Genomic DNA, 12119 nt, shown 5'->3' on the forward strand with positions numbered 1-12119 from the left:
GCCGACAACGAAGGAATCACTGTGAGCCCCACCGTCTCCCTCTCCTGCCGCGTTCCCCTACGGCTGGACGCCCTGCAGGCCATCGCGCTCGAAGGCGTGCAGGTCTCCCTCTCCGATGACGCGCGCGAGCGCATAGCGCTGGGTCGCGCCGTGCTCACGGACGCGCTCGAGAACGGAACGCGCGTCTACGGACTCAACACCGGACTGGGGCACTCGCGTGATGTGGACATCCCGATAGGAGTACTGGACCAGTACCAGGTCGACATCGTGACGAGCCACGCTTTCGGCATCGGTCCGTCACTGCCTCCGGCGGAAGTCCGCGCCCTGATGGCCGCCCGTCTGTCCGGCGCAGTGCGAGGGTACAGCGGGCTGAGCGTCGACGTCGCCGAGTCGTACGCCGGGATGCTCAACGCCGGAGTCATCCCGAACGTGCCTCGCCACAGCACTGTCGGCGCCTCCGATCTCGGCTCGCTCGCCGCCATCGCCGCCACCATGATCGGCCACGGCACCGCTTTCCTGAACGACGAGAAGGTTCCTTCGGCGGAGGCGCTCCGCCGGGCCGGCCTCGAGCCCGTGATGCTCGGGCTCAAGGAGGGGCTCGCCGCCGTCTCGGAGAACTCCTACTCGATCGGCGTCGGTACCCTCGCCCTCGGCGAGATCGCCCGCGTACTGCGCCTCGCGGACGTCGCCGCCGCGCTGACGATGGAAGCGATGGGATCGAACCTCAGCCCGTTCGATCCCGAAGTCGCTGTAGCCCGCCCCTTCAGCGGCCAGTCTGCGGTGGCGGCGAACGTCCTCATGCTGCTCGAGGGCAGCTACCTCACGGACCCGGACTCCGCCGTCTCCCTCCAGGACCCGCTGTCGATCCGGACGACCGCCCAGGTGCACGGAGCCGCCCGCGCGACGTTCGCGTGGCTCGCCGAAGCCGTGGAGACAGAGCTCAACGCCAGCGACGACAATCCCATGACGAGCCCCGACACCGGGCGCGCCCTGTCGACCGGCAACTTCCACCCGATGGAAATCGCTATCGGATTCGAGGCGATCAAGGTCGCTTTGGCTCATCTCGCGCTGACCTGCGAGCGCCGGATCGGGATCGTCGGCTCGGGGCTGTGGTCTTCGCGCCGTTCGGATGATCCTGCCTCGCTGCCGGAGACCGCCATCCTCACCCCGGGGCTGGGCGGCTACGCCTACGCGGCCCTCAGCGCGCGCATCAAGGCGCTCGCCGTCCCGGTCACGCTGAACGTGCCCGCGCTCGATCAGGGGCAGGAAGACCACGCCACCGGGGCACCGCTCGCCGTCGACACCGCGCGAGAGCTCACAACGAAGCTCGCCGACATGCTCGCCGGCGAGATCATCATGGCGTCGGCGCTTCTCTCTCGCCGCCGGAACACGGTTCTCGGAGCCGGCACCCGCCCCTACTTCGCCGCGGTGCTCGAGGCGGCGCAGGAGGGCGCTTCCGGTGAGCTCGGTGGTGAGCTCGTCGCGCGCGCGGCCCCGAGACTGCTCGCGATGACATCCCGGCGCATCGATCTCGAGATCCCCGACCTTGGCTCCACCGCACTGGCATATGTTCCCCGTTCCCCACGGAAGGCAGACACCGATGACCACCGACACGCCGTCTCCCGCTGAGATGAGAGCCCTCCCCGGCTCTCGACGACGTCGCCTCCTCGCCGCGATCGCGCTCCTTGCCGCAGCACCCGCGATCCTCGTCGCCTGTGCGGGCGGCACGGCAGAGCCGGGCGCGAGCGCCGCCGAGCCGAAGAGCGGCGGCGTCCTGAAGGTCGGCTCGCCGACGCCGAACGCCACGCCCGAGCCCGTGACCATGTACGACCCCGGCTCGATCAACGTCGTCCAGCAGGTGGCGGAGTACCTCATCTGGTCCGAGAACGACGGCAGTCTCACACCGATGCTCGCCGAGAGCTGGGAGGCCTCGGAGGACGCGGCGACGTGGACCGTCACGCTGCGCGATGACGTCTCGTTCAATGACGGCACCGCGCTCACCGCGGACGACGTCGTGGCGTCCATCGACCGTCTCATCGAACCCGACTCCGTCTCGGCCGCCGCGTCGTCCTTCGCCGGAATCCTGAGCGCGGGCCGCACCACGGCGACGGACGAGCACACCTTGAGCTTCGACCTCGAACGCTCCTTCGCCGACTTCCCCTATCTGCTCTCGTCAGCGAACTACAACACGCTCATCCTCCCCGCCGACTACGACGGCGATTTCATCGGCTCCCCGGTCGGCACGGGCCCGTTCACGCTCACGAGCTACGACGCCACCACGGGCGCAGTATTCGGGAAGAATCCCGACTACTGGGCGGCTGACGAGGTCCATCTCGACGGCGTCGAACTGTCGTTCTACACCGACTACACCGCCCTGTCGAGTGCGCTCCTGTCCCGCTCCATCGACGTCGCGGCGATCGTGACCTTTGCGGCCAACCAACCGCTCTATGACAACGAGCAGGTGGTGGTCGACGGAACGACCTCGGCGGGTGGTCAGTTCCTCGCCATGCGTACGGACACCGCGCCATGGGACGACGTGCGGATACGGCAGGCGCTCGCGCTCGCCATCGACCGCGGAGCGCTGCGGGAAGCCACCCAGGGCGGCCAGGGCACCCTCGCCAACGACCACATCTTCGCGGAGATATACGGCGCGGATGTCGAGGTGCCTCAACGTGAGCAGGACATCGACGAAGCACGGTCGCTGCTGGCCGAGGCCGGTCATCCGGACGGCCTCGCGGCCACGCTCTCGGCTCCGCAGTCGTCAGCCGCGAGCGCCCAGCTCATACAGCAGATGGCTGCAGAGGCCGGCTTCGACCTGGAACTCGACCTCCAGGACAACGCGAGCTACTACGACGCCCCCTGGCTCGAGGTGCCGCTCGGCCTCACCGGCTGGGCGTCCCGCCCGACTGCCTCGCAGTTCCTGTCGCTGGCGTTCACGTCCGATGCCATCTGGAACACGGCCCATTGGTCGAACCCGGAGTTCGACGAGCTGGTCGCCGAGTTCGAGGCCACCGTCGCCCCGGATGAGCGAGCCGAGCTGGCGCAGCGCATCGCGACGCTCATGCACGATGAGGTTCCGCAGATCATCGCGACCTGGCCGGAGGCCGCGATGGCGATGCTGCCCGATGTCCACGGCATCACCGCGAACGCGTCGTCGTACGCGCAGCTCTTCCGCGGCTGGCTGGATCGCTGACATGGGGGGTCGCCTTGTCGGACGGATGCTCCTCACCCGGGCAGTCTTCACGGTGCTGACGCTGCTCGCGGTGTCGGCGGGGATCTTCCTGCTCGCACAAGTGCTCCCCGGCGACATCGGACGCACCATGCTCGGACCGTACGCGACCCCGGAGCAGGTCGCCGTGCTGAACGAGGAGCTCGGCCTCAACCGTCCCATGGCCGTGCGCTATCTCGAGTGGGTCGGCGGCTTCGTCAGCGGCCAGTGGGGTGCATCCCCCGTGCTCGGGTCCGATATCGCCCCGGTGCTCGCCGCCGCGCTCGGACGCACCGTCATGCTCGCGATCGTCGCGTTCCTGATCGCGGCGCCGCTCTCCTACGCCGTCGGCAGCTATGCGGGCAGGCACCCGGGCAGTCGAGCAGATCGTGTGCTGAACCTCACGAGCGTGGGTGCGAGCGGCACGCCGGACATCGTGACCGGCGTGGTCCTCATCGCGGTCTTCGCGGTGGCGCTGCGCGCGTTTCCCGCCACCGCCCAGACCACGGATCCCAACCCGATCGTGCAGGTGTATCACCTGATCCTGCCGGGCATCGCGGTGGCTCCCACGATCGTCGGCTATCTCGCCCGGATCGTCAGGGCCAACACCCGGGAGGTCACCGAATCCGACTATGTGCGCACCGCCGTCCTGAAGGGCATCCCCCGCTCATGGGTGCGGCGCCGGCATATCGGGCGCAACGCGATCGTGCCCGGACTGGCCGTCTTCAGCGCCCAACTCGTCTATCTGCTCACCGGGCTCGTCGCAATCGAGAAGCTCTTCAACTATCCGGGACTCGGCTCCCTGCTGCTGAAGGCCACCCAGACGAACGACCTGGTGCTGCTGGCGACCGGCACGCTGCTGGCGGCGACACTGCTCATCGCGGTGAACCTCATCGCAGATGTAGCGATGGTTCTCCTCACCCCACGACTACGGACGGCGGCAAGCAGATGACTGTGACAACCCTGGTCGCCAAGACCTCCGACGAGCGTCCCGGTGCTCTCGTTCCGACGCGCGTGGTCGGCCTGCGAGGACTCGCGCCGGGCCTACGCACCCCATCCGGGATCATCGGCGTCTGCCTCATCTCGGTGTGGGTGCTCGTCGCCCTCACCTGGCCGCTCTGGACCCAGAGTCCCGTGGCGACCGACGCGCTCGCCACCCTGCGGCCGCCGAGCATCGAGCATCTGTTCGGCACGGACTCGCTCGGGCGAGACGTGTTCGCGCGGGTGATGGCCGGATCCTCCACGTCTCTCGTGGTCGGGCCGGCGGCGACGGCGATCGCAATGGCCGGCGGCATCCTCTTCGGCGGGATCGCGGGTTACCTCGGCGGCCTCGCCGACGAGGTGATCATGAGGATCGCGGATGTGCTCCTCGCCTTCCCGTCGCTCATCATCGCGATCATCCTGCTCGGGCTCCTCCAGTCGGATCTCGTGACGCTCGTCCTGCTCCTGGCCCTCTTCTTCATGCCTCTGGTCGCTCGCACCGTCCGCGGCGCCGTGCTCAGCGTGAAATCGCAGGAGTACGTGGAGGCGGCGCGGCTGCGGGGGGAGCGCGCGCCGTACATCCTCTTCGCGGAGATCCTGCCCAACATCTCGGGCGTGCTCGTCGTCGAAGCGACGGTACGGCTCTCGTCGGCGATCGTCACATCGGCATCGCTCTCCTTCATCGGCCTCGGAGTTCAGCCGCCGGCACCCGACTGGGGCCTCACGATCGCCACCGAGGCGCCCTATCTCACGATCGCCTGGTGGTCTGCGCTGTTCCCCTCTCTGGCGCTCGCCTCGCTCGTCGTGGGGGTCGCACTGCTTGCCGAAGGACTCCGCGAAGGGAGCGAGAGATGACCATGGAACTCACTGCGCCGCCGTCCGCGCAGGAGGCGCACCGTGATACGGCCACGCTCGAGATCCAGGAGCTGACGGTGTCGTACCGCCGTCACGGGCAACTCGTGCGCGTGCTCGACGACGTCTCGCTGCGCATACGCCCCGGCGAGGCCTACGGACTCGTGGGCGAGTCCGGCAGCGGGAAATCGACCCTCGCCTTCGGGACTGTACGGCATCTGGCCTCGAACGCCGTGGTGGAGAGCGGACGGATCCTGTTCCGTGGCGAGGACGTGCTCGGCATGCGTGACGGCGAGCTTCGCCGGATCCGCGGCGCGGAGATCGCCATGGTCTATCAGGATCCTTCTTCGTCCTTGAACCCCGCCATGCGCGTCGGTGAGCAGATCGCGGAAGTCTTCCGAGCGCACCGCGACTGCGATCGCCGCCAGGCGGCGGAACGTGCCAGGGAGGCGCTCGCACGCGTGGCCTTCCCCGATCCCGCCGCCATCGCCGATCGCTATCCCCACCAGCTCTCGGGCGGACAGCAGCAACGCGTGGTGATCGCGATGGCGCTGGCGGGCGAGCCCAGCCTGCTCGTGCTCGACGAGCCCACCACAGGACTCGACCTGAGCGTGCAGGCCGAGGTGCTCACGCTCGTGAGAGACCTGCATCGGAGAAACCGGATCGCGTTGCTCTTCATCAGCCATGATCTCGCCACCGTGCGCAAGCTCTGCGATCGTATCGGCGTCATGCGGCGGGGCCGTCTGCTCGAAGAGGGCGAGGCGGAGCAGGTGTTCACTGCGCCCGCGCATCCCTACACCAGGGGGCTCATCGACTGCCTGCCGCAGCCGGGCATGCATAAGAACGGAGTCCGTCTCCGCCCCATGGAGGACGGCGAGGATGCGCCCGTCGATCGCACCGCACCGCTGGTGACCAGCGAGGACCGAGGCTTCGACCGCAGCGGACCGCCTGTGATGGAGGTTCGCGATGTGAGCAAGGCGTTCGGTGCCGTCCGTGCAGTGGAGGGCGTCTCGCTCACGGTGCACCGCGGTGAGATCGTCGGAATCGTGGGCGAGTCCGGTAGCGGCAAGTCCACACTCGGCCGCATGATCGTCGGGCTCGAGTCGTCGGACTCGGGCGAGGTCCTCCTCGACGGGCGCCCGCTCGCAAAGGCCGTCGAGCGCCGTGCGCGCGCCGAGAAGCGCGCGGTGCAGATGGTCTTTCAACGTCCTGACACGACGCTGAACCCCAGACGCACGGCACGGAGCACGCTGGCACGTGCGATCACGAAGCTCGGCGGCGTAACCGGAGTGGCCGAGCTGGCCGCTCGCGTACGGCTGGGCGAGGCGCAGCTCTCCGCCGTGCCTCGACGGCTCTCGGGAGGCATGAAGCAGCGCGTCGCAATCGCGCGGGCGTTCGCCGGTGATCCTGACGTGGTCGTCTGCGACGAGCCGACCTCGGCGCTCGACCCGTCGATCCAGGCGTCGATCCTCAACGAGCTCGCCGACATCGCCGCGACGCGAGGTACGGCGTGCCTGTTCATCTCTCATGATCTCGACGCCGTGCGCTACTTGGCCGATCGTGTCGTGGTCCTCTACCACGGTCAGATCGTCGAGCAGGGGCCCGTCGAGGAGGTCTTGTCCGAGCCGCGGCATCCCTACACGCGTCGTCTCCTCGCAGCGTCGACTTCACGATTCTCCGCGGAGTGACAGCGACGCGTCCGCCTGCCGTGCGGGAGGCGCCTCATGCGGTCGTGTCCCCGCACGGGCGGCGACCGTGCGGGAAGCCCCCCGCGGGGACACGGCGTCGACCCGCGGGAGGCGCCGGACTCAGACGGCGGAGCGAAGCCCCTCGACGAGCGGGGTGGTCGGACGGCCGATGAGGCGGGCCAGGGCGCCGTCGACATCTGCAAGGGCGCCCGTGCGGATGCCGGCGTCCAGCGCCGTGACGAAGCCGATGGTCCCGGCGTCCAGCCCCGCTGCCCCGAGCGCCTTCGCATGCTCCTCGGGCGACAGCGGCGTGTAGGCCACAGGCCGGCCCGTGATCTCGGAGATCGCGCCGGCGAGCTCGTGGTAGTCCCAGGCGACATCGCCGCCCAGCTCGTACACGGCGCCGATGTGCCCGTCCTCGAGCAGCACGACGGCTGCGGCATCCGCGAAGTCCTTGCGGCTGGCGGAGGCGACGCGTCCCTCGCCGACGCTCGCGGCGAGAACGCCGGAGGCTCCGGCCGTGGCGACGTCGCCCGCGTAGTTCTCGGTGTACCAGTTGTTGCGCAGGATCACGGCGGGGATGCCGGACGCTGCGATGAGCTCCTCGGTGGCCTTGTGCTCCGGGGCGAGGACCAGATCGCTCGTGGTCGCCTTCGGCGCGCTCGTGTAGACGAGCCTCGAGACGCCGGCGGCCTGCGCGGCATCCACCACGGCCTTGTGCTGCGCGACGCGTCGTCCGACCTCCGAGCCGGAGATGAGGAGCACGTCGTCGACGCCTTCGAGAGCAGCGGCGACCGTCGACGGATCGTCGTAGTCCAGCGCGGCGACGCGCACACCGCGTGCCGCGAGGTCCGCGGCCTTGGCCGTGTCGCGCGCGCCGGCGACGATCGAGCCGGGCTCCGCGCCGCGCTCCAGCAGGCTGTCGATGACGAGGCGGCCGAGCTGGCCGGTCGCTCCGGTGACGAGAATGGTCATGGGGTGTCCTTTCGTGGATGGCACTGGGCACAACCGTTCCCCTGCTTCGCTGCATTCCACCCTGCAGGTACCCACTTTGAAGTAAGGTACCCACGTGACAGTGAGTTTTGCGCAGATAAAGGCCTCCACGCCGAACGTCTTCGAAGAGGGATGCAGCACGCGCGTGGTGCTCGACCACATCATGAGCAAGTGGGGAGTGCTCGTGCTCGCCGCGCTCTCCGATGGCACCCTGCGCTGGGGCGAGCTGCGTCGCGCGGTCGACGGGATCAGCGAGAAGATGCTCGCCTCGACGCTGCGCGCCCTCGCGGACGACGGCATCGTGCATCGCGAGTCGTTCCCCACGGTGCCGCCCCACGTGGAGTACAGCCTGACCCCGCTCGGCCGCGATCTGATGGACCGGATGCTGCCGCTGGTGGCCTGGGTCGCCGAGCACTCCGACGTCATGATCGGCCGCGGCGAATAGCCTCTTGACCGCGTGACCGGCGCGGCTCTATGTTCGCACCATGTCGACCACGCCGATCCACCTTCAACGCCCAGAGGGCAAAGGACTGGCGACCGGCACACTGGGGCTCTGGGGATCGACCGTCATCGGACTGGCCTCCACCGCACCGGTGTATTCGCTGGTCGCCTCGCTGGGCTGGGTGGTGATCGCCGTCGGCGCCCAGGCGCCGATCGCCTTCATCCTCGCCTTCATCCCGATGCTCCTGATCGCCTTCGCCTATCGCGAGCTGAACAACGCGGTCCCCGACTGCGGCACGACCTTCACCTGGGCGACCAAGGCGTTCGGGCCGTGGGTCGGCTGGATGGGCGGCTGGGGCGTCGCGGTGGCGGGGATGGTGGTGCTCGCCAACCTCGCGCAGATCGCCTCCGTGTACTTCTGGTCGCTGATCGGGCAGGACGTCGAGAACAACGACTGGCGGGTGATCCTGGTCGCGGTGCTCTTCATCGCCGCGATGACCTGGGTGAGCTGGCGCGGCGTCGAGATCGGCGAGCGAATCCAGAACATCCTGCTCGGCATCCAGTACCTCGCCCTCGCCATCTTCGTGATCGCCGCCTTCTGGCAGTTCGCCGCAGGCACGGCGCCGGGCGCGACCGACTTCTCCTGGCAGTGGCTCAACCCCTTCGCCTTCACGGACTGGTCCGGGTTCACCGAGGCGATCCTGCTCGCACTGTTCATCTACTGGGGCTGGGACACCTGCCTCGCCCTGAACGAGGAGACCAAGGATCCGAAGCGCATCCCCGGCCGCGCCGCGGTGCTCACCTGCGTGATCCTGCTCGTGACCTACGTCGCCGTCACGATCTCGGCGATGATGTACGCCGGTCTCGGAGAGAGCGGGACCGGCCTCGGCAACGAGGACCATGCGGACGACTTCTTCCTGGCGATCAAGGACGGGCTCCTCGGCCCCTTCGGCTGGTTCCTCGTCGTGGCGGTCATCATCTCCGCGATCTCCTCGACGCAGACCACGATCCTGCCGACCGCGCGCGGAACGCTCGCGATGGGCGTGTACCGGGCGCTGCCGGCGAAGTTCAAGGACGTGCACCCGCAGTACAAGACGCCCTCCTTCTCCACGATCGTGATGGGCGTGGTCGCCGTGGTCTACTACGTGGCGATGACGCTGATCAGCGACAACATCCTGCAGGACTCCATCCTGTCGCTCGGGCTCGCGATCGCGTTCTACTACGCCATCACCGGGTTCGCGTGCGTCTGGTTCTTCCGCCGCGACGTCACGCGTTCGGTTCGCGACTTCTTCTTCAAGGGCCTGTTCCCCCTGCTGGGCGGCGTGCTGCTCACCGCGGCGTTCGTGCAGTCCGCGATCGACATGTGGGACGTCGACTACGGCTACACCGTGATCTGGGGCATCGGCGGGACCTTCGTCGTCGGCATCGGATCGCTCGCCGTCGGCCTCGTGCTCATGTTCGTCTGGTACCTGTTCCCGCGGTCGAAGCGCTTCTTCGCCGGCGAGAGCCTCAACCGCGACACCGAGGTCATGGTCCCCGACGAGCCGGCCGACTTCATCCGTTCCATCGACGGCGGGATCTGAGGACCCCGTCAGGCGGTGCGCAGGATGCGCGCGGTGGTCCGCGCGCTGAAGCGCAGGCTCTCCACCGGCACGCATTCGTCGGCGGAGTGGAACTGTCCGTAGACGTCGAAGTCGTCCGGGACGCGGAGCGGGACGAAGCCGTAGCCGTGCACGCCCAGCCGCGCGAAGTGCTTGTTGTCGGTCGATGCGGGGAGGAGATAGGGGACGACGACCCCCTCCGGGTCCTCGGCGCGGACGGCGGCGGCGATGGCCTCGATGAAGGGGCCGTCGTTCGGCGCTGCGATCGGCGCCATGGATTCGCTCAGCGTCACCTCCACGCCGGAGCCGGCCAGGCGCCGCAGCTCGGCGAGCAGCTGCTCCTCGTCGTCCGGCAGAGCCCTGATGTCGACGATCGCCTCGGCGCTGCCGGGGATGATGTTGCTCTTGCCCCCGGCGCGCAGCACGGTGGGGGCGGCCGTGCTGCGAACGGCCGCCGCGGCCACCTTCCCGATGAAACCGAGCCCTTCCAGCCGCTCGTCCAGGTCGTCGTCCTCGAACGCCGTTCCCCTCGCCGCGGCGAACGCGGCCAGGAAGCGCTCCAGGGCGGGGGTGCGCACGACGGGGAAGCGGTGCTCCCCGATCCGCGCGACGGCTCCGGCGAGCCGGACGACCGCGTCGTCGGGCTGGGGCCGCGAGGCGTGCCCCGCGGCGCCGCGCGCGCGGAGCCGCACGCCGCCGACGCCCTTCTCCGCGGTGGCCAGCAGATACGCCCGTGACGACGCGTTCAGCGGGACGGAGAATCCGCCCACCTCGCTGAGGGCCTCGCTCGCGCCGCGGAACAGGTCGGGCCGGTTGTCGACCAGCCAGGAGGCGCCCCACGTCCCGCCCGCCTCCTCGTCGGCGACGAAGGCGAGGACGACGTCGCGTCGCGGGCGGACGCCCGTGCGGGCGAAATCCCGAGCGACGGCGAGGAGGACGCCGGCGAAGTCCTTCATGTCGACGGCACCGCGGCCGTAGAGCAGGCCGTCCTCGACCACGGCGCCGAAGGGCGGGTGCACCCAGTCGTCCGGGTCCACGGGCACGACGTCGAGATGCGCGTGCACGATCAGCGCCGGAGCATCCGGATCGGAGCCGGGGATGCGTGCGACGACGCTGCCGCGTCCTGGGGCGGGCTCGACGAGCTCCGTCGCGATGCCGACCTCCTCGAGCCGCTCCTGCACGAAGCGCGCCGCGCGCGTCTCACCGTCGCCGATGGTGGCCGGATCCCCGGTGTTCACGCTCTCGATCCTGATCAGGGCACGGACGAACTCGACGGCCTCGGACTCCAGGATGCTCGTGCTCACCTCACCACCGTAGGGGCAGCCGCGGCGTCTTCCGGCGGCGCGTTACGCGCGGTTACCTCTCGAATCGGTGCGCCGTCGTCCATCGTGTTTCACTCGGGTCGTGAACAACTCTCGTGTGAAGAACAAGCTCCTGTCCGTGGTCGGCGTGCTGGCCGCCGGTGCGATGACCCTGTCGATGGCGGCCTGCGCGGGAGGCGACGACGAGGCCGGTGCCGACGACAGCAAGGTCGTCCTCGTCGCGGACGACGGCACCGAGGCGCACTGGACCGTGCTCAAGGACAAGCTTGCGGAAGAGGGCATCGACCTCGAAGTGCAGACGCTGACCGACGGCGTCCAGCTCAACCAGGCCGTGCAGGACGGCGAGGCGGACATCAACCTCTTCCAGCACCTGATCTTCCTCGCCGACTTCAACGTCAACAGCGGCGGGACCCTCGTGCCGGTCGGCGCGACCGCGGTCTACCCGCTCGCGCTGTACTCCGAGGAGTACTCGGACGTCGCCGACATCCCCGAGGGGACGACCATCGCGATCCCGAACAACCCGACCAACCTCTCTCGCGCGCTCCTGAACCTGCAGAGCGCGGGCCTGCTCGAGCTCAAGGACGGCGGCAACGCCTACTCCTCCGAGGCGGACATCGTCTCCAGCAGCGTGGAGATCCTGCCCGTCGACTCGAACCAGACGGTCACCGCGCTGAAGGACGGCAGCGCGAAGGCCGCCGTCGTCAACAACACGCAGGCGCAGAAGGGCGGCCTCGGAGACGACCTGATCATCTTCAAGGAGGATCTCGACAACCCCGAGCTCGCGCCGTACATCAACGCCTTCGTCGTCAAGGACGAGAACAAGGACGACCCGCGCTGGCAGAAGATCGTCGACGCCTACCACACCACCGAGGTCGAGGCGGCCGTCACGGAGCTGAACCAGGGCAACCTGCAGTTCAAGGGGGAGTGGACCGCGCAGCAGCTGCAGGACGAGCTTGCTACGCTCGAGGACCAGCTGCGGGCCTCCCAGGGGTGATGCCGCACGACGGCGGCCTCTGCAGGCGCGGGAGAAGGA

Annotated in this window: 10 protein-coding genes; 8 read left to right on the forward strand and 2 right to left on the reverse strand. The window is 69.0% G+C overall.

Annotated features, from left to right (window positions below):
* Positions 1-21 precede the first annotated feature (21 nt).
* From ACYVGQ_RS12610 to ACYVGQ_RS12630, 5 genes are read left to right on the forward strand one after another with little or no spacing between them, the layout of a single operon-like run.
* Positions 22-1629, forward strand: a complete 1608-nt coding sequence (locus ACYVGQ_RS12610) for an aromatic amino acid ammonia-lyase (protein ID WP_460784990.1) — start codon at positions 22-24, stop codon at positions 1627-1629.
* The gene (locus ACYVGQ_RS12615) at positions 1601-3193 is read left to right on the forward strand and encodes an ABC transporter substrate-binding protein (protein ID WP_460784991.1); all 1593 of its coding nucleotides are present in this window, start codon (positions 1601-1603) and stop codon (positions 3191-3193) included. The genes ACYVGQ_RS12610 and ACYVGQ_RS12615 overlap by 29 nt, the downstream gene beginning before the upstream one ends.
* Position 3194: 1 nt before the next feature.
* Positions 3195-4160 carry an ABC transporter permease gene (locus ACYVGQ_RS12620; protein WP_460784992.1) on the forward strand — a complete coding sequence of 322 codons (966 nt, stop codon included), beginning with the start codon at positions 3195-3197 and terminating at the stop codon, positions 4158-4160.
* Positions 4161-4162: 2 nt separating this feature from the next.
* A complete protein-coding gene (locus ACYVGQ_RS12625) occupies positions 4163-5044 on the forward strand; it encodes an ABC transporter permease (RefSeq protein ID WP_460784993.1) in 882 nt (293 codons plus the stop codon).
* Positions 5041-6729 (forward strand): dipeptide ABC transporter ATP-binding protein, encoded by a 1689-nt coding sequence (locus tag ACYVGQ_RS12630; RefSeq protein ID WP_460784994.1) that lies wholly within the window; start codon positions 5041-5043, stop codon positions 6727-6729. Before ACYVGQ_RS12625 ends, ACYVGQ_RS12630 begins: the two co-directional genes overlap by 4 nt.
* A gap of 120 nt (positions 6730-6849) precedes the next feature.
* Here ACYVGQ_RS12630 and ACYVGQ_RS12635 read toward each other — a convergent pair whose 3' ends face one another.
* A complete protein-coding gene (locus ACYVGQ_RS12635) occupies positions 6850-7704 on the reverse strand; it encodes an SDR family oxidoreductase (protein ID WP_460784995.1) in 855 nt (284 codons plus the stop codon).
* 94 nt (positions 7705-7798) lie between these two features.
* On the opposite strand from ACYVGQ_RS12635, the gene ACYVGQ_RS12640 reads away from it, so the two are divergent.
* Together ACYVGQ_RS12640 and ACYVGQ_RS12645 are read left to right on the forward strand one after the other, a co-directional pair.
* Positions 7799-8167 carry a winged helix-turn-helix transcriptional regulator gene (locus ACYVGQ_RS12640; RefSeq protein ID WP_460784996.1) on the forward strand — a complete coding sequence of 123 codons (369 nt, stop codon included), beginning with the start codon at positions 7799-7801 and terminating at the stop codon, positions 8165-8167.
* Between the two features lie 40 nt (positions 8168-8207).
* On the forward strand, positions 8208-9746 hold the full coding sequence (locus ACYVGQ_RS12645; protein ID WP_460784997.1) for an APC family permease: 1539 nt from the start codon (positions 8208-8210) through the stop codon (positions 9744-9746).
* 8 nt (positions 9747-9754) lie between these two features.
* Here the strand turns inward: ACYVGQ_RS12645 and ACYVGQ_RS12650 are convergent, their stop codons facing one another.
* A complete protein-coding gene (locus ACYVGQ_RS12650) occupies positions 9755-11068 on the reverse strand; it encodes a M20/M25/M40 family metallo-hydrolase (RefSeq protein ID WP_460784998.1) in 1314 nt (437 codons plus the stop codon).
* A gap of 100 nt (positions 11069-11168) precedes the next feature.
* Here ACYVGQ_RS12650 and ACYVGQ_RS12655 point away from each other — a divergent pair, with 100 nt between their 5' ends.
* Complete coding sequence (locus ACYVGQ_RS12655; RefSeq protein ID WP_460784999.1) at positions 11169-12080, forward strand: MetQ/NlpA family ABC transporter substrate-binding protein; 912 nt, start codon at positions 11169-11171, stop codon at positions 12078-12080.
* The last annotated feature ends 39 nt before the right edge of the window (positions 12081-12119 follow it).

The organism is Microbacterium tumbae, assembly GCF_054780175.1.